General features: G+C 57.8%; 17 protein-coding genes and 1 pseudogene. 7 read left to right on the forward strand and 11 right to left on the reverse strand.

The annotated features are described in order from the left end of the window. Nucleotides 1–105: 105 nt before the first annotated feature. The 6 genes from PGR10_RS23685 to ivbL all read right to left on the reverse strand — a co-directional run bounded on the left by PGR10_RS23685 (nt 106) and on the right by ivbL (nt 5,871). Nucleotides 106–1,434, reverse strand: a complete 1,329-nt coding sequence (locus PGR10_RS23685) for an MFS transporter (RefSeq protein WP_308958080.1) — start codon at nt 1,432–1,434, stop codon at nt 106–108. Between the two features lie 11 nt (nt 1,435–1,445). After that, the gene (uhpB, locus tag PGR10_RS23690) at nt 1,446–2,930 is read right to left on the reverse strand and encodes a signal transduction histidine-protein kinase/phosphatase UhpB (protein ID WP_430924237.1); all 1,485 of its coding nucleotides are present in this window, start codon (nt 2,928–2,930) and stop codon (nt 1,446–1,448) included. Nucleotides 2,931–2,947: 17 nt separating this feature from the next. Beyond that, nucleotides 2,948–3,541: a transcriptional regulator UhpA gene (gene uhpA / locus PGR10_RS23695; protein WP_015369064.1), complete on the reverse strand. Its 594-nt coding sequence runs from the start codon at nt 3,539–3,541 to the stop codon at nt 2,948–2,950. 150 nt (nt 3,542–3,691) lie between these two features. Beyond that, nucleotides 3,692–3,979: an acetolactate synthase small subunit gene (gene ilvN / locus PGR10_RS23700; protein WP_430924217.1), complete on the reverse strand. Its 288-nt coding sequence runs from the start codon at nt 3,977–3,979 to the stop codon at nt 3,692–3,694. A 3-nt stretch (nt 3,980–3,982) separates the two neighbouring features. Next, complete coding sequence (ilvB, locus tag PGR10_RS23705; protein WP_430924218.1) at nt 3,983–5,671, reverse strand: acetolactate synthase large subunit; 1,689 nt, start codon at nt 5,669–5,671, stop codon at nt 3,983–3,985. A 104-nt stretch (nt 5,672–5,775) separates the two neighbouring features. Then, nucleotides 5,776–5,871 (reverse strand): ilvB operon leader peptide IvbL, encoded by a 96-nt coding sequence (gene ivbL, locus PGR10_RS23710; protein WP_016162016.1) that lies wholly within the window; start codon nt 5,869–5,871, stop codon nt 5,776–5,778. Nucleotides 5,872–5,883: 12 nt separating this feature from the next. On the opposite strand from ivbL, the pseudogene PGR10_RS23715 reads away from it, so the two are divergent. The 5 genes and pseudogenes from PGR10_RS23715 (at nt 5,884) to emrD (ending at nt 9,339) form a co-directional block, all read left to right on the forward strand. Next, nucleotides 5,884–6,052, forward strand: a pseudogene (locus PGR10_RS23715) (hypothetical protein). 370 nt (nt 6,053–6,422) lie between these two features. After that, complete coding sequence (tisB, locus tag PGR10_RS23720) at nt 6,423–6,542, forward strand: type I toxin-antitoxin system toxin TisB (protein WP_004145059.1); 120 nt, start codon at nt 6,423–6,425, stop codon at nt 6,540–6,542. Nucleotides 6,543–6,631: 89 nt separating this feature from the next. After that, nucleotides 6,632–7,078, forward strand: a complete 447-nt coding sequence (locus PGR10_RS23725; protein ID WP_087858886.1) for a GNAT family N-acetyltransferase — start codon at nt 6,632–6,634, stop codon at nt 7,076–7,078. 67 nt (nt 7,079–7,145) lie between these two features. Further along, nucleotides 7,146–7,979, forward strand: a complete 834-nt coding sequence (locus PGR10_RS23730; RefSeq protein ID WP_430924219.1) for an EamA family transporter — start codon at nt 7,146–7,148, stop codon at nt 7,977–7,979. Nucleotides 7,980–8,154: 175 nt separating this feature from the next. Further along, entirely contained in the window at nt 8,155–9,339 is a 1,185-nt protein-coding gene (emrD, locus tag PGR10_RS23735) for a multidrug efflux MFS transporter EmrD (RefSeq protein ID WP_430924221.1), read from the forward strand. Between the two features lie 35 nt (nt 9,340–9,374). Here the strand turns inward: emrD and dsdC are convergent, their stop codons facing one another. Then, nucleotides 9,375–10,298, reverse strand: a complete 924-nt coding sequence (dsdC, locus tag PGR10_RS23740) for a DNA-binding transcriptional regulator DsdC (protein ID WP_430924239.1) — start codon at nt 10,296–10,298, stop codon at nt 9,375–9,377. Between the two features lie 223 nt (nt 10,299–10,521). Between dsdC and dsdX the strand changes: the two genes are divergently transcribed. Both dsdX and dsdA read left to right on the forward strand, forming a co-directional pair. Next, a complete protein-coding gene (gene dsdX / locus PGR10_RS23745) occupies nt 10,522–11,859 on the forward strand; it encodes a D-serine transporter DsdX (protein WP_045389052.1) in 1,338 nt (445 codons plus the stop codon). 16 nt (nt 11,860–11,875) lie between these two features. Then, nucleotides 11,876–13,204, forward strand: a complete 1,329-nt coding sequence (gene dsdA, locus PGR10_RS23750) for a D-serine ammonia-lyase (protein WP_271032433.1) — start codon at nt 11,876–11,878, stop codon at nt 13,202–13,204. Here the strand turns inward: dsdA and PGR10_RS23755 are convergent. The 4 genes from PGR10_RS23755 to PGR10_RS23770 form a co-directional block, all read right to left on the reverse strand. Then, on the reverse strand, nt 13,201–13,689 hold the full coding sequence (locus PGR10_RS23755; protein WP_047044633.1) for a hypothetical protein: 489 nt from the start codon (nt 13,687–13,689) through the stop codon (nt 13,201–13,203). The genes dsdA and PGR10_RS23755 overlap by 4 nt on opposite strands. Continuing rightward, nucleotides 13,686–14,048, reverse strand: coding sequence for a DUF202 domain-containing protein (locus PGR10_RS23760; protein WP_015703888.1), 363 nt, complete (start codon nt 14,046–14,048; stop codon nt 13,686–13,688). The genes PGR10_RS23755 and PGR10_RS23760 overlap by 4 nt, the downstream gene beginning before the upstream one ends. After that, complete coding sequence (locus PGR10_RS23765; RefSeq protein WP_015369053.1) at nt 14,038–14,385, reverse strand: YidH family protein; 348 nt, start codon at nt 14,383–14,385, stop codon at nt 14,038–14,040. The genes PGR10_RS23760 and PGR10_RS23765 overlap by 11 nt, the downstream gene beginning before the upstream one ends. 100 nt (nt 14,386–14,485) lie before the next feature. Continuing rightward, nucleotides 14,486–16,147, reverse strand: a complete 1,662-nt coding sequence (locus tag PGR10_RS23770) for a putative transporter (protein WP_045395952.1) — start codon at nt 16,145–16,147, stop codon at nt 14,486–14,488. Nucleotides 16,148–16,223 lie beyond the last annotated feature (76 nt).

Genomic DNA, 16,223 nt, shown 5'->3' on the forward strand with positions numbered 1-16,223 from the left:
CAGGCATTGTAAAAACCCGCGCGCTGTCTGGCCTGAGACGGCTTCCAGGTAAAACCGGGAAAATTTCTTAGTTTTGCCCCGTTCGCGGCGAAAGGGTGAGCTACATCACGCTTCGCTGACGGTACGCGGCGCCTGCGCGTTTAAAAACGGCAGCAGCAGCAGCGCGGAAATGCCGGCGGCAATCGCAATCACCACGAAGAATCCGGTCCAGTGCCAGATATCCATCACCTGCGCCAGCGGCCAGCCGGAAAGCGAGGCGCCAAGATAAGCGAACAAGCCGACAAACCCGGTGGCCGCCCCGGCGGCTTCTTTATGCGAACATTCCGCCGCCGCCATACCGATCAGCATCTGCGGGCCGAAAACGAAGAACCCGGTGGTGAAGAAGCAGGCCGCCTGCATGACGTAGCTGGCGAACGGCATCAGCCACAGCCCGCCAACCGACAGCAAAATTCCGGCGGCGAAAATCAGGTTCATCGGCCCGCGATTGCCGTTAAACAGCTTATCCGAGCCCCACCCCGCCACCAGCGCGCCGATAAAACCGCCCAGCTCAAACATGGTCACCGCCGAGTTAGCGGTCACCAGATCGACGCCAAGCGTCTCCGACATATACAGATTGCCCCAGTCGTTAATCGCCGCCCGCACCACGTACACCAGCACATAGCACAACGACAGCAGCCAGATATAGGGATTGGCCAGCACGTAGCGGGTCAGTATCTCTTTACGCGTCAGCCCTGCGCCTTCCTGCTGCTGGGCGATTTCCAGCGCATCGTGACGCCAGTCGCCTACGGCGGGTAACCCCACCGCCTGCGGGCGATCGCGCAGCCGCCAGCACAGATACAGTCCGGCGAGAATCGCCAGGCAACCGGCAATCGTCATCCCCGCGCGCCAGCCGTAATGCAGCGCCGCTGCCCCCACTACCATCGGGATCAGCGCGCCGCCGACGTTATGCGCCGTATTCCATAGCGCCCACCAGCCGCCGCGTTCGGTCCGCGAATACCAGGCCGTCAGCAGCCGGGCGCATACCGGCGAGCCCCAGCCCTGGAAGAAGGCATTCAGCGCCCACAACAGTGCGAAAGCCCACAGCGAGGTAGAAAAACCGAACAGAATATTCACCACCCCGGTGGCGATGAGCCCCAGCCCCATAAAATAGCGGGCGTCGGAGCGGTCGCTGACGATACCAGAGAAAAATTTCGACAGCCCGTAAGTGATGTAAAACAGCGTGGCCAGTAGGCCAATATCGCTACGAGTCAGTACATTGCTGGCCAGAATTTCAGGCACCGCGGCATTAAAGCTTTTGCGGGTGAAATAAAACAGCGCATAGCCAAGCCAGATGGTAAGCAGGATATGGCGACGCCAGTAACGATAACGCTCGTCCAGCTCGCGTTTATCGCTAATTGGCGCGGCGTCCGGCGGCGCTTTTAAAAAGGCAAACATCGGCGATCCCCTCAGACGTAACGCAGCGGTAAATTGACGCACACGCGGGTACCGTGTGTGCAGGAGATAGTTAACGTACCGCCCAGCGCTGTCACGCGCTCACGCATGCCGGTCAGGCCGAAGCCTTGCAGATTCGACCCCGGCGGCAGGCCGCAACCGTCATCTTCCAGCACCAGCATCAATTGCCCATCCTGCTGCCAGCCCTGGAGGGTGACGGCGCTGGCGTTGGCGTGCTTGACGATATTATTCAGTCCCTCCTGGCAAACGCGAAACAGCGTCACGCGCTGGTTTTCGCTCAGCCCCGCCTCGTTAATCCGCCATTCGAGATGACTGACGATACCGCGGTCTTCCAGTTCCATTTCACGCATCAACGAACGTACCGCCTGTTCAAGCGGCAGATCGTCAAGCTGGCGCGGACGCAGACGACCAAGCAGTCTTCGCACAGAGTCGTAAACCCCCAGCGACAGCTGTTCTATCAACTGGCCGCTCTGCCGTACGCTGGCGTTGTTTGGCGCCAGACGCTGCACGATCCCCGCCTGGGTGCGAATTGCCGTGATAGTCTGGCCAATATCATCGTGGAGCTCGCGCGCCACTTCACGCCGCACGCTCTCTTCCGTTTCCAGCAGGCGTTCCGCCAGCCGCCGATTACGCGCCAGCTCGTTCTGTAGCGACAGGTTAAGCTCGCGCAATCGCTGGATCCCCGCGCCCAGCAGCAGTCCGGTCAGGCTCTGCGCCAGCAGTGAAAGCAATAAATCAACCGGGTGATCGTGCCAGGTCTGGCTGGCAATCAGCGCAATGGCGTTCATCAGGGTGGCGATCAGCGCCCCCTGCCAGCCGTAGTGCCAGGCGAGAGCGATAATCGGCAGCGCCAGACAAAAAGGGGTAAAGCGGGATAGTTCGGCGGGCAACCCGAGCTGTAGCCACAGGCTGACGGTAAACAGCAGCAGGTACCAGATCAGATGCCGGCCACGCCAGTTAACCGGCTGCGACACCAGCGACGGCCCCAGCGGCCGCCAGACGGTACTGGTCAGATAATGCCAGATAACCAGGCAGGTCGGCGCCAGCGTCAGGCCGCCGGTCAGCGTCAACAACAGCGCGGTCAGTCCCTCACTGCCTTCTTGCGCCAGCCACGGCAGCGATTGCAGCAGCGAGGCGGCGATCAGCGCCCCGCCCTGGCGCAACAATGTCAACCAGTCTCGCTGCTGGCGATAGCGTGAAATCAATGCCACCGGCAGCAGGGTCAGCAGACTTCCGGTCATCAATATTATCGGGTGCGCCAGCGCCACTTCCTGAGCCAGCCAGAAGATAAGCAGCCACTCGGCTCCCAGCAGCACCGGCCAGTAGCCACGCGGGCATTGCAGCATCAGCCCTAAACGCAGGCCAAAGGGAAACAGCAGCACCGCTAAATCCGCGCGTTCCACCAGATGCAGACTGATACTCCACAGGCAGAACCAGGCGGCTGAGAAGATAAAGGCGCAGCCGATCACCGACAGCAATCGTGAAACGACGGTGTTCATTGCCAGCTATCGAACATGCGGCGCGCCAGCTCGACGTCGTTGCTGACGCCCAGTTTTTCCAGCAGGTTGGCGCGATGAACGTGAACGGTTTTCGGCGACAGACCGAGCTCAGCGGCGATCTCTTTCACCGCCATACCCTGCGCCAGCTTTTCCGCCACCTGACGTTCACGTTTGGTGAGCGGATCCTGGCGCCCGGCGGCCAGCTTCATGGCGATATCCGGCGTGAGATAGCAACCGCCCGCCGCCACGGTGCGGACCGCGGCGATCAGTTCATCCGGACTGCAGCGTTTCGACAGGAAGCCGCGCGCGCCGGCGTTCAGCGCCTGCTCGATCAGCGCCGGGCTATCGTGCACCGACAGCATGATGGTCGCCATCCCCTTCGGCAACTGGCTTAACAGCTCCAGCCCGGAAATATCCGGCATTGAGATATCGCAGATACAAACCTGTACACCGCGCCCCGGTAGCCCCGCCAGCGCCTCGCGTCCACAGCCGAATTCAGCGACAACCTGAAAATCAGCTTCCAGCCCCAGTAGCTGAGCAAAACCGGAGCGGACAATCAAATGATCGTCAATAAGGGCGATGGTAGTCATGGTGTTTCCTGGTGCCTGAAAGCGCCGGATGGCGGCGTAAACGCCTTATCCAGCCTACGGATTCACTCTCTGTAGGCCGGATAAGCGCAGCGCCATCCGGCAAAGGCGCTTACCTTAACCATAAGCACCTTACCGTTCAAGCCTTGAGCACTATTTGAAGAACACCGCAATTTTGTTAAACATGGTGGGATCGGACTGGTTACGCGCCACATTGGTGACATCTTCCAACTTTTCAATCTGACTAATCATCTGCCCCAGTCGCTGGTCATCATTTACCAGCAGCCAGATGCGGCTATGCTCGCTGCCCTGGATCGGCAAGCAGAGAATGCCTTCAACGTTAAACGCACGGCGGGCAAATAGCCCGCAGACGTGGGTCATGACGCCAGGGTGGTTGCGGACGGTGAGTTCCAGAATGACGTTATCGTGTTGCTTTTGCATGGCTTATTCCCCCACCATCTCAGTATTGGCCGCACCCGGCGGTACCATCGGATACACTTTCTGCTGCGCGTCGATACGCACGTGGATCAGCGCCGGGCCGGGACGGTCGATAATCGCCTGCAGCGCCGCTTGCGGATCGGCTTCGTTATTTAAATCACAGGTTTGCAGATCAAAACCGGCGGCGATCTGCATAAAGTTAATCATCCCCGGATAGGTCGCGGCGAAGACACCCTGCTGATAGAACAGGCTCTGCTGCTGGTGCACCAGCCCCAGCGCTTCGTTGTTCATCAGGATAATTTTTACATCCAGCTGATTTTCGGCGGCGGTGGCCATCTCCTGAATATTCATCATCAGGCTGCCGTCACCGGAGAAACAAATAACCTTACGCTGCGGATTGGCCAGCGCCGCGCCGATGGCAGCCGGCAGGCCGAAGCCCATGGTGCCGAGACCGCCGGAAGTCAGCCACTGGCGGGGACGGTTGAGTGGATAGGCCTGCGCCGTCCACATCTGATGCTGACCCACATCGGTGGTGATGATCGCCTCATCATCAACGCAGGCGGCCACGGCGTTAATCAGGCCGTAATGGGAGAGCGGATCGCTTTCCTGCGGAATGGCGCAGGGGAATTCTCTTTGTAAATCGGCCACCAGTTGGCGCCACTCATCACGCGGCTGCGCCTCAATCTGCGGAATAAGCTGGGCTAAAACCTCCGCCACGTCGCCCTGAATCGCTACGTGCGGTTGCTTAATTTTGCCAAGCTCCGAGCGATCGATATCGACGTGAATAATCTTCGCGTTCGGGCAGAACTGCTCGGTCTTGCCAATCGCCCGATCATCAAAACGAGCCCCTAAAACAATCAGTAAATCAGCTTCTTGCAGAATAAAGTTAGTGCTGCGCGCGCCGTGCATCCCCAGCATCCCCAGCGACAAAGGATGCGCCTTCGGCAGCATACCCAGCGCCATTAAGGTCATAGTGGTCGGCAGGTTGGCTTTTTCCGCCAGGTCCCGAATCGGCTGCGGCGCGTTAATTACGCCGCCCCCCAGATACAGTACCGGGCGTTTCGCCGCGTTGATCATTGCCGCCGCTTCACGCACGCTTTCAGGCGCGAATGCCGGTGCCGGGGCGCGCTCGCCGGGCTCTGGGAGCGTTTCCAGTTCAATGGTTGCCGACTGCACATCCTTAGGAATATCTATCCACACCGGCCCGGGACGCCCGGACTGGGCAATACGGAAGGCGTCGCTCATCACCTGCGGCAGCTCGGCGATGTCGCGCACCAGGTAGTTATGCTTGGTGATGGGGATAGAGATGCCGTAGGTATCGACTTCCTGGAAGGCATCGGTGCCGATCATTGAGGCCGGAACCTGTCCGGTGATGCAGACCAGTGGAATAGAATCGAGGCGGGCATCGGCGATGGCGGTAATCAGGTTGGTGGCGCCAGGGCCGCTACAGGCCATACAGACTGCGGGTTTACCTTCGGTACGCGCCATCCCCTGAGCGATAAAACCCGCCCCCTGCTCGTGGCGCGCCAGGATGTGGCGGATCTGCGTGCTTTGGCTTAAAGCATCGTAGATAGGCAGAATGGAGCCGCCCGGAATGCCGCTGACCATAGTGATACCCTGGCGTTCCAGTAAATGAACAACCAGCTGCGCGCCGGTAAAGCGCATTGTGTTTGATGTGGTGCCCGAACTTGCCATGCTCCAGTCCTTTTATTCTGGGCCGACTTTACCGGGGGGCTCGCCAACAAAAAACCCCGCTCGGTTTGCGCCGGCGGGGTTTGGAATTCGTGTTGTTCCGGACCCTACGGCGCATTGCCGACGACGACCACCACAGACACGACGACCACCGCGGCAGGCGCGGTTTTTAGTAGGGTCGAAGTCATCATGGCAGCGTTCATTAGGGACCTGTTGTGTCGAAAAATAAGCTGAATTTATACAAACACAGGTTTTGCGTTTTCACAATGGATTTATTTTCATCCATGAGAATTTGCGCGAATGATCACAATTTGCGACATCAGCGGCAGAAAACAAAAAACCCCGCCGGAGCGAGGTTTTTATCAGCATTTTTACGGGTGGTAGCCGTAAGCACACTGTATTACGTCAACGACAAAAGTATACGCGATCGCTGCAATTCGCGCAATTTAAGGTCGAAATTTCTCTGTCATAGAGTATGTACGACGGGTGCGAATTTGTCCAAAAAATACTGTTCATACATACAGTATTTATCTATACTGGATGTGTTCACTTTGTGCCATTCGGGGGCCGCAAGTTTGACCGGCGCAACGAAGTCCTGGCTGAAACGGGTGGTGCCGTCAGTGCCTTAACCCCGAGAGAGCACACTGTGTTACGTCAACAATGCGTCGTGTCCGGCCCGTGCGGCCACCACTGCGCAACCCCTGTGAGAACAGGGATAAGCTGGCAACAGGCAGCGGAAAGGTACGTCAGCTTATTGTGCTCCTTAACCACAGGAGACGCGCGTATGGGCGGAATGGATATTATTATTTTAATCCTGAAACTCATGGTTGCTGTGTTGCAACTACTTGATGCAGTCCTGAAACAGTTCCGCTGATTCAGGTTCAGGTCGCACCTGAGGGGGGCGGGAAACCGCCCCCCTACAGGCGTCCTTCGGGCGTTCCGGGAAGACTTGATGGAGGAACCATGCCACCGCTATTAATTGCCGCAACGACGCCGGAGGATCCGGGGTTCGTCGCGCTGCGCACCGAAAGCCTTGAACAGCATTTCAATATGCTGCGCCGTCTGGCGGAAAACTGGCAAAGCGGCAAAAACCGCTTTAACGCCCCTGGTGAAAAGCTGCTGGGCGCGTTTGTCCGTGGCCAGTTGGTTGGGGTCTGCGGTCTGAACGTCGACCCCTTCAGCCAGCAGCCGCGGGCCGGGCGCATTCGCCATCTCTATATTCGCGATAGCCATCGCCGCCAGGGAATTGGCCAGCAGCTGCTGCTCTCAGTCATCACGCATTCCGGCGCCTGGTTCGATTTCCTTAACACTCATGCCCCGGCGCAGGCCTGGCCCTTTTATGAACGCTTTGGTTTCCGCCCGGTATACGATGAGCCTCGGGTTACGCATCGCCTGTTCTGCTCGCTGTAAGCGCGGCTGGTTGGCGCAGCGGGCGCATGTTACAGTCCGCTGACCTTAACTGCTGAATCTGCCTGCGATGACCATCACCGTATTCTGCATTTTGCTTTTCGCTGCACTGCTGCACGCCAGCTGGAACGCTATCGTCAAAGCCAGCGGCGATAAAATGTACGCGGCGATAAGCGTCAGCGGGTCGGCCTCGCTGATTGCCCTGGTGATGCTCCCCTTCGCGCCGCAGCCGACGCTGGCCAGCGCCCCCTATCTGGTGGCGTCATGTGCGTTGCAGGTGGTGTATACGGTACTGGTGGCGAAGACCTATCAGGTGTCGGATATGAGCCAGACCTATCCGCTAATGCGCGGCACCGCACCGCTGCTGGTCGCGGCTATCAGCGTGATATTTCTCGGCGATCGCTTATCGCCGTTAGCCTGGTTGGGTATTGGCGTCATTTGCCTGGCGATTCTGGCGATGGCCTTTAACGGCCACGTCAGTTCCCGTAAAGGCATCATGCTGGCGCTGATCAACGCCTGTTTTATCGCGGGCTATACGCTGGTGGACGGCACCGGGGTACGGCTGGCGGGATCGGCGCTCGGCTATACCCTGTGGACCTTTTTTATGAACGGTTGCTGCCTGCTGTGCTGGGCCATGGCGGCACGGCGGCGCGAAGCCAGCCGTTATTTACGCCAGCACTGGAAAAAGGGCATCCTCGGCGGCGTCGGCACCATGGGATCCTACGGCCTGGCGCTATGGGCGATGACTCAGGCGCCGCTGGCGGTGGTCGCCGCGCTGCGTGAAACCTCCATTCTGTTCGGCGCGCTGATCGCATTTATCGTCCTGAAGGAACAAGTGGTAGCGCTGCGCATCGTTGCGGCCTGCGGTATTGCCGCCGGAGCAATCCTGCTGCGTCTCTCATAGATTAAAATGGCAACATTAGTTGCCGATCTTGTTTACAAAACCTGCCTGAATTTTCCCCAACAATCGGTGCTATGTAGTTGTTCTGTCATTTTATTGTGGTAGATTCCTCCATCGTTTAAGGGATGTGCCAGTCACATATTCTTCATTTCTAATTGCTCACGAAGTATTCATCGACATGAAACGGCATAAGAACTTCAATTTGTTGTTGATGCTGGTACTGCTGGTGGCCGTTGGCCAGATGGCGCAGACCATTTATATTCCGGCTATCGCCGACATGGCGGTATCGCTTAACGTCCGCGAAGGGGCGGTACAAAGCGTGATGGCGGCCTATCTCCTGACGTACGGCATTTCCCAGCTGTTCTACGGCCCGCTCTCCGACCGCGTGGGCCGCCGCCCGGTGATCCTTGTCGGGATGTCTATTTTTATGCTGGCAACGCTGGTTGCCATCACCACCCATAGCCTGCCGGTATTGATCACCGCCAGCGCCATGCAGGGGATGGGCACCGGCGTCGGCGGCGTGATGGCGCGAACCCTGCCGCGCGATCTTTACGAAGGCGCGCAGCTGCGTCACGCCAACAGTTTGTTAAATATGGGAATATTGGTCAGCCCGCTGATTGCGCCGCTGCTCGGCGGTATCCTTGATACCCTGTGGAACTGGCGTGCCTGTTACGCCTTCCTGCTAGTGCTGTGCGCGGGCGTAACCTTCAGCATGGCGAAATGGATGCCGGAAACGCGCCCGCAAGGCGCGCCGCGGACGAAACTACTGGCCAGCTACAAAACGCTGTTCGGTACCGGCGCCTTTAACTGTTACCTGCTGATGCTGGTGGGCGGGTTGGCCGGGATTGCGGTGTTCGAAGCCTGTTCCGGCGTGCTGATGGGCGCGGTCCTCGGCCTGAGCAGTATGGCGGTCAGTATTCTGTTTATTCTGCCAATCCCGGCGGCGTTCTTCGGCGCGTGGTTCGCTGGCCGTCCGAATAAACGCTTCTCAACGCTGATGTGGCAGTCGGTTATCTGCTGCCTGCTGGCGGGAGTTATGATGTGGTTGCCGGGGCTATTCGGCGTTATGACCGTCTGGACACTGCTGGTGCCTGCGGCGCTGTTCTTCTTCGGCGCGGGTATGTTGTTCCCGCTGGCTACCAGCGGCGCGATGGAGCCATTTCCGTTCCTCGCCGGTACCGCTGGCGCGCTGGTTGGCGGCTTGCAGAATATCGGCTCCGGCGTGCTGGCCTGGCTGTCGGCGATGATGCCGCAAACGGGGCAAAGCAGCCTCGGCCTGCTAATGATGTTAATGGGGCTGTTGATTCTGCTGTGCTGGCTGCCTCTGGCCTCGCGCTTTACCAGCCACCAGCAGCCGGTATAAGCGCCGCTGTCGCTCCCCGGATAGCGGCTTTTGCCTTATGTCAGGCTGTGCAGCCATTCCATAAAAGCGTCTATTTTCGGCCACTGACGGCCCGGCAGGGTCGTCACATAGTAGTGCTGGTGACACTTTAGCGTCATCTCGCCGAACGGCGCGATAAGCTCCCCGCTTTCTAACCGCTTCTGCACCAGCCGTTTACGCCCCATCGCTACTCCGACGTGATTCATCGCCGCAATCACCGCTAAATCAGAACGATCGAAGCCGATACCCGACGATTGCGGCAATTCAATTGCAAATTGCTGCGCCCAACTGAACCACTCATCGGTACCGGAATCATTGCTCCATGCCTGACGGTCATGTAGTAACGTGCAGTAGCGCAGATTGCCTGGATTGCGGATTATCTGCTGCTGCTGTGCGTATTTCGGCGTACATACCGGCACGATCGCTTCATCCATCAGAAAATGATGGCTTAGCTGTGATGACGGCGCATCATCAAAATAGATCGCCACATCGATACCCGCACGCTGTAGATTGACGTTATCGTTGCCGGTGAGCACAGTCAGCGAGATGGATGGGTAGCGGCGGGTGAAATCGCCCAGCGCCGGCACCAGCCAGCATTGGGCGATCGACGGGCGCGAGTACACCGTCAGCGTGCCGGAGAGCTCCTGATTTTTAATATCCAGAATCTCCTGATTAAGGCTATCCAGCGAGGATTTCAACGCCCAGAATACCCGCCGCCCCTCGCGCGTCAACTCCACCTTGCGGTGCGAACGTATAAATAGCTGAATACCCAGCTCTTCTTCCAGCTGGTTGATGCGATGGCTAACGGCGCTCGGGGTCAGCGACAGCTCTTCCGCCGCCAGTGCAAACGACTCATGGCGAGCCGCAACTTCAAAGGTATACAGCTTTGACAACTGCCAGCCGTTCAGCAGGCGATTACCTATCTCTTTCATTACATCCATCACGATTCCCCGCCTTTTCTTTGCCGGTAAGTGTAAAAAAAACGCAGCCGGAGCGCGCCTGAAAGATGAATAAAAGTGACTCAACACACATTTAACGGGCTATTTAAGAACCAAATCACGTATTTGCATCAATTTGGCTCATCTGAAAAGCGATTTATATCGTTTGTCAGCCTATGTCGCTTTTCTGTTCAATAACCACACGTTATTTACGGCGAGGTGGGGTATGGAATCTCAAATCTGGGTGGTAGGCACGCTATTTATCAGTATCGTGTTAATCGTTTTAACGATCGTCAAACTGAAGTTTCATCCGTTTCTGGCGCTCCTGCTGGCAAGCTTTTTCGTCGGCGCGATGATGGGCATGGGGCCGCTGGATATGGTCAACGCCATTGAGAGCGGTATTGGCGGTACGCTTGGCTTCCTGGCGGCGGTGATCGGTCTCGGTACCATCCTCGGGAAGATGATGGAAGTCTCCGGCGCGGCGGAACGCATCGGCCTGGCGCTACAGCGCTGTCGCTGGTTGTCGGCGGACGTAATTATGGTGCTGGTTGGCCTGATCTGCGGTATTACGCTGTTTGTTGAAGTCGGCGTGGTGCTGCTAATCCCGCTGGCCTTCTCCATTGCCAAAAAAACCAATACCTCGCTGCTGAAGCTGGCCATCCCCCTGTGTACCGCGCTGATGGCGGTGCATTGCGTGGTGCCGCCGCATCCGGCCGCGCTGTTCGTGGCGAATAAACTCGGCGCGGATATCGGCACGGTCATCGTCTACGGCCTGCTGGTTGGCCTGATTGCCTCGCTGGTAGGCGGCCCATTGTTCCTCAAGCTGCTCGGCAACCGCCTGCCGTTTAAACCGGTGCCGACCGAGTTTTCTAACCTTGAAGTACGCGAAGAATCGACGCTGCCCTCGCTTGGCGCTACGCTATTTACCGTGCTGCTGCCGATTGGGCTGATGCTGGTGAAAACCGTCGCTGAATTGAATATGGCTAAAGGCGGCACGCTGTATATGCTGCTGGAGTTTATCGGCAACCCCATCACCGCGATGTTTATTGCCGTCTTTGTCGCTTATTACATTCTTGGTATTCGTCGGCAGATGGGGATGGGCGTCCTGCTGACCCATACTGAAAATGGTTTCGGATCGATTGCTAATATTCTGCTGATTATTGGCGCGGGCGGCGCGTTCAACGCGATTTTGAAATCCAGCGGCCTGGCCGATAGCCTGGCGGTGATCCTCTCGAATCTGCATATGCATCCGATTCTGCTGGCCTGGCTGGTGGCCCTGATCCTTCACGCCGCCGTCGGCTCCGCTACCGTGGCCATGATGGGCGCCACCGCTATCGTCGCGCCGATGCTGCCGCTATATCCCGGTGTAAGTCCGGAGATCATCGCTATTGCCATCGGTTCCGGCGCGATTGGCTGCACGATCGTGACGGATTCCCTGTTCTGGCTGGTGAAACAATACTGTGGCGCAAGCCTCAGCGAAACGTTCAAGTATTATACGACGGCGACATTTATCGCTTCTTTACTTGCACTCGCCGCCACCTTCCTGCTTTCTTTCATCATCTAAGCGAACGAGACGTAATATGAAAAACGCTGAACTGACCCAATTAACCGCGACTTTCCCGCTTGTGCAGGAGCTGATCGCGCTGAAAGAAACCACCTGGTTTAACCCGGCGACCACGACGCTGGCGCAAGGGTTGCCCTATGTCGGCTTGACCGCCGAAGATGTAAAAGACGCTCACGAACGCCTTCAGCGCTTCGCGCCGTATCTGGCGGAAGCCTTCCCGGAAACGGCCGCCACCGGCGGGATTATCGAATCAGAAGTGGTTGCCATTCCGGCAATGAAACGCCTCCTCGAGCAACAATTCAATCAGCCGATTCACGGCGAACTGTTACTGAAAAAAGATAGCCACCTGCCGATTTCGGGCTCCATTAAGGCGCGCGGCGGCATTTATGAAGTGCTGACCCATGCGGAAAAGCTGGCGCTGGAAGCCGGGCTGCTCACCACCTCAGATGATTATCGCAAATTGCTGACACCAGAATTCAAGCAGTTCTTCAGCCAGTACAGCATCGCCGTTGGTTCTACCGGCAACCTCGGTATGTCGATCGGCATCATGAGCGCGCGCATTGGTTTTAAGGTCACGGTACATATGTCTGCCGATGCCCGCGCATGGAAAAAAGCCAAACTGCGCAGCCACGGCGTAACGGTCGTTGAGTATGAAGAAGATTACGGCGTGGCGGTCGAACAGGGGCGCAAGGCGGCGGAATCCGACCCGAAATGCTTTTTCATCGACGATGAAAACTCGCGCACGCTGTTCCTCGGCTATGCCGTGGCCGGCGAACGCCTGAAAGCGCAGTTTGCCCGGTCAGGACGCGTGGTCGATGCCGATCACCCGCTGTTTGTCTATCTGCCATGCGGCGTTGGCGGCGGCCCCGGCGGCGTCGCATTCGGCCTGAAACTGGCGTTTGGCGACCACGTTCACTGTCTGTTCGCCGAACCGACCCATTCCCCATGCATGCTGCTCGGCATTTACACCGGGCTCCATGACCAGATTGCGGTGCAGGATTTAGGGATTGATAACCTGACCGCCGCCGATGGTCTGGCGGTCGGCCGCGCTTCCGGCTTCGTTGGCCGGGCGATGGAACGCCTGCTCGACGGCCTGTATACCCTCGACGATCAAACGATGTACGACATGCTGGGCTGGCTGGCAACGGCGGAAAACATTCGCCTTGAACCGTCCGCGCTGGCCGGTATGGCCGGGCCGCAGCGCGTCTGCGCCAGTAAAGCGTACCATCAGCTACAAGGACTGAGCGACGAACAGCTACGTCAGGCCACCCACCTGGTATGGGCGACCGGCGGCGGTATGGTGCCGGAAGAAGAGATGGCGCAGTATCTGGCGAAGGGGCGTTAAATCGCCCGCAGCAGCGGCATCAGTTCGCCCGGTGACCGCTGCTGTTTACGCAGATCGCGCATAACCCGCATACAGGGAGCGCTGGCGACATAGAACTGGCGGTAGCCTTCACAGAGCGGATCGTCGTCGCCTGCGCATAATCGCCGCCACGCACAGACAAAACAGGCGCTATTGGCGGCCACCTGCCGTTGTTCGCGCAGCGGTTCGCCGCACCAGATACGCAGAGTTTCCTCAAACAACGTAATCGTTATGCGGCCAATATCTTCCCGCGCCCAGATATGGAAAATGGCGCAAAGGAAGTTTCCCCACGCATTGGCATCTTCCGCTCTGAGCTGCGGAATAAAACGAACGGCGCGCACGCCCTGTGCGCGTAGCTCCCGATATAGCTGCTGCGGTTGCTGGCAGTGGTGGCGATAAACTTTCACCTCCTGCACTGCCGGTTCGTTGTGAGCGAGGGAGTGGCATTCTGTCCGACATCCTGTCATGTCACATCCTTAAGAAATAAAATGATCTGCCGTAGATGCGTTACAGCAAACAATAATGACAGCGAAAGCACTGCGAGGGAGATCAAAAATTTGTCACGAACTGCTCCCGGCTGCAAAAAATCGCTCTCGCCGACATCCATTAAATGGCGGCTACGGGTGTAGCGCCAGAGAATGATCGCCACCACTGCCAGTACGCCAATCGATATCCAGAACGCCAGCCCGGCGCTATGCCAGTTATGTTTAATCGCCAGCGCCATCAGCGCCCCGTAGCCCAGCAGAGTACGAAACCACGCCAGCGAGGTGCGCTCCGGCTGCAGACCGGGATCGCTCTCCCGCCGCGCCCGGCGTTTATCCGCCATACAGCACCAGCAGCATCACCGCCGCCACGACCGCCAGCAGCAGGACGCTAATCACCAGTAGCGTACGGGTATAGGGGAGATCCTGCTTCAGGCGCATCGCCTTTTCGTTGCTCAGCCAGCGCAGATAGCCGTACACTGCCAGCCCACCGGCAAACAGGCATAGTAGCAACGCAAGCACTTCGCGAATAAGCGGAGTGGCAAAATCCGGCGCCAGCTGATCGAGCCCGACGCCCGCGGCGAGAAAACCGAGCGCCGTACGGATCCACGCCAGAAAGGTGCGTTCATTGGCCAGCGAAAAGCGGTAATCCGGCGCTTCGCCAATGCGGGAAATTTTCATCAGCAGTCCTTGTTCGTCACGCAAACAGGCCACAGCATAGCCTAAATCACGAACGGGAGAGAAGAACCGGCACCCGATGGATGCCGGTATTCGGAATTCGCTAACTCAGCCCCCAGAACAGCACGGCCAGTAGCTGAGGAGTGATTATCCGCAGGAACATCACCAGCGGATAAACCGTGGCGTAGGAGAGCGCCGCCGCGCCGCTGGTGGCGTGAAGATTGTTGGCGAAGGCCAGCGCCGGCGGGTCGGTCATTGAGCCGGCCAGCATGCCGCAGAGGGTCAGATAGTTCATCTTCGCCAGTATCCGCGCCAGTATACCCACCGTCAGCAGCGGGATAGCGGTGATGAAAATACCGTAGGCTATCCAGCTAAGCCCCTCGCCGTGGAGCAGGGTGTCGACAAAATCGCCGCCGGATTTCAGCCCCACCACCGCCAGAAACAGCACGATACCGAGTTCGCGCAGCGCCAGGTTGGCGCTCGGCGGCATAAACCAGTACAGCTTGCCGATGCTGCCGATACGCCCGAGGATCAGCGCCATAATCAGCGGCCCGCCGGCTAGCCCCAGTTTCAACGCCGCCGGGAAACCGGGAATAAACAACGGAATAGACCCCAGCAGGACCCCGAGACCAATGCCGATAAACACCGGTAGCATTTGAACCTGCTGCAGCTTTTGCTGCGCGTTGCCGAGTTCATTGGCCACCGCGTCAATGGCCTGTGGACGTCCAACCAGGTTAAGAATGTCGCCAAACTGCAGGCTGGCATGGCTGCTGGCCACCAGCTCCACCCCGGCGCGATTAAGCCGCGAAATCACTACGTCATAGCGTTGTTTAAAGTGCAGATCGCGGATTTTCTTCCCTAATACCTTCTCGTTAGTGACCACCACGCGTTCCACTTTGAGATCGGTACCGCGCGTTGAGAGCGAAGTCGCCACTTCTTTACCAATCACCAACTGAGCGTTGTGTAAATCTTCCGGCCGCCCGACCAGGTGCAGCAGATCGCCATGCTGGATAAGCGTACCCGGCGCCGGCACCATCAATAGCTCATCGCGCTTCAACCGCGAGCAGATAATTTTGTCGCTGTTGAGCATTGGCACATCCTGAATCGCCATATTATTTAGATTCGGGTTTTCCACCCGCACGTTAATGGTATGCAGATGAGCGTGCCCGTTACCGCTGCTCTCATCAAACTGCTGCGCCTCTTTTTCCACATTAATGCGAAAGAACAGCCGCACCAGCCACATGGTCAGCAAAATGCCGCAGATACCAAACGGGTAGGCCATCGCGTAACTCATCCCCATCTGATCGACGACATCAAACGGCAGGCCAAGATCGCGCAGGATTTGCTGCCCGGCGCCAAGCGCGGGCGTATTAGTGACCGCCCCAGAGAAGATGCCGAGAACGACCGGAAGCGGAATATTGAACAGCTTATGCAGGATCGCCGTCACCAGTCCGCCAAGTACGACGATAAGGATCGCGAACAGATTGAGCTTAAGCCCGGAGACGCGTAACGAGGCAAAAAAGCCCGGACCGACCTGAATACCGATGGTATAAACGAAGAGAATAAGGCCAAATTCCTGGATGAAATGCAGCATCGGGCTGCTCAGCGTAATCCCTGCCTGATCCACGAAGTGGCCCACGATAATGCCGCCAAACAGCACGCCGCCGATACCAAAGCCAACGCCGCGGATTTTGACATTGCCGATCCACAATCCCACCACCGCAACCAGCGCCAACACGCTGACGGTCAATGCTATATCACTCATACTATTTTCCCTGTGAATAACATTATTATTAACAGGGATTATGACTGAAGGCGGGAATACTGTATGTAGTCCCGCG

This window comes from Klebsiella sp. 141198 (assembly GCF_050600785.1).
Classification (GTDB): Bacteria; Pseudomonadota; Gammaproteobacteria; order Enterobacterales; family Enterobacteriaceae; genus Klebsiella; species Klebsiella aerogenes.

What these genes read in the sequence shown, in the direction of transcription:
- ilvB (WP_430924218.1), bottom strand. Translation starts at nt 5,671, where the DNA reads ATGGCAAGTTCGGGCACCACATCAAACACAATGCGCTTTACCGGCGCG.
- PGR10_RS23725 (WP_087858886.1), top strand. Translation starts at nt 6,632, where the DNA reads ATGCCACCGCTATTAATTGCCGCAACGACGCCGGAGGATCCGGGGTTC.
- dsdA (WP_271032433.1), top strand. Translation starts at nt 11,876, where the DNA reads ATGAAAAACGCTGAACTGACCCAATTAACCGCGACTTTCCCGCTTGTG.
- PGR10_RS23730 (WP_430924219.1), top strand. Translation starts at nt 7,146, where the DNA reads ATGACCATCACCGTATTCTGCATTTTGCTTTTCGCTGCACTGCTGCAC.
- emrD (WP_430924221.1), top strand. Translation starts at nt 8,155, where the DNA reads ATGAAACGGCATAAGAACTTCAATTTGTTGTTGATGCTGGTACTGCTG.
- PGR10_RS23685 (WP_308958080.1), bottom strand. Translation starts at nt 1,434, where the DNA reads ATGTTTGCCTTTTTAAAAGCGCCGCCGGACGCCGCGCCAATTAGCGAT.
- PGR10_RS23760 (WP_015703888.1), bottom strand. Translation starts at nt 14,048, where the DNA reads ATGGCGGATAAACGCCGGGCGCGGCGGGAGAGCGATCCCGGTCTGCAG.
- dsdX (WP_045389052.1), top strand. Translation starts at nt 10,522, where the DNA reads ATGGAATCTCAAATCTGGGTGGTAGGCACGCTATTTATCAGTATCGTG.
- ilvN (WP_430924217.1), bottom strand. Translation starts at nt 3,979, where the DNA reads ATGCAAAAGCAACACGATAACGTCATTCTGGAACTCACCGTCCGCAAC.
- ivbL (WP_016162016.1), bottom strand. Translation starts at nt 5,871, where the DNA reads ATGAACGCTGCCATGATGACTTCGACCCTACTAAAAACCGCGCCTGCC.
- PGR10_RS23770 (WP_045395952.1), bottom strand. Translation starts at nt 16,147, where the DNA reads ATGAGTGATATAGCATTGACCGTCAGCGTGTTGGCGCTGGTTGCGGTG.
- PGR10_RS23765 (WP_015369053.1), bottom strand. Translation starts at nt 14,385, where the DNA reads ATGAAAATTTCCCGCATTGGCGAAGCGCCGGATTACCGCTTTTCGCTG.
- PGR10_RS23755 (WP_047044633.1), bottom strand. Translation starts at nt 13,689, where the DNA reads ATGACAGGATGTCGGACAGAATGCCACTCCCTCGCTCACAACGAACCG.
- uhpA (WP_015369064.1), bottom strand. Translation starts at nt 3,541, where the DNA reads ATGACTACCATCGCCCTTATTGACGATCATTTGATTGTCCGCTCCGGT.
- dsdC (WP_430924239.1), bottom strand. Translation starts at nt 10,298, where the DNA reads ATGGATGTAATGAAAGAGATAGGTAATCGCCTGCTGAACGGCTGGCAG.